Annotated in this window: 1 pseudogene; it reads right to left on the bottom strand. The window is 66.4% G+C overall.

Annotation, left to right across the window (positions count from 1 at the left end):
* Positions 1–12: 12 nt before the first annotated feature.
* Positions 13–336 (bottom strand): annotated as a pseudogene (locus KVT32_RS29280) (aldo/keto reductase); the annotation flags it as partial.

Here is a 336-nt window from a genome sequence, read left to right as displayed (position 1 = left end):
CTACGATCCGACATCGAACATCGGCGCCGTGTGCAGCGGCGAGAACTCGACCTGATTGGTGGCCAGCGGCACGCGCCGGTTCAGCGCCTCGAACTGGTGGCGGGTAAAGTTCGACACGCCCACGTGGCGCACCTTGCCGTCGCGCTGCAGGCGGGTAAAGGCTTCGGCGACCTCGTCGAAGTTCATCAGCGGATCGGGGCGGTGGATCAGCAGCAGGTCGAGCCGGTCGGTGCCGAGCTGGCGCAAGGAGGCTTCGGCCGAGGCGACGATGTGCCGGGCACAGGTTTTGACATGCTGGATCGTGTGCGCCGGACGGCGAGCGGACACCAGCTTGAT

This window comes from Achromobacter sp. GbtcB20 (assembly GCF_019091095.1).
Classification (GTDB): domain Bacteria; phylum Pseudomonadota; class Gammaproteobacteria; order Burkholderiales; family Burkholderiaceae_B; genus Achromobacter; species Achromobacter mucicolens.
This window is presented reverse-complemented; position numbering and strand designations above follow the sequence as displayed.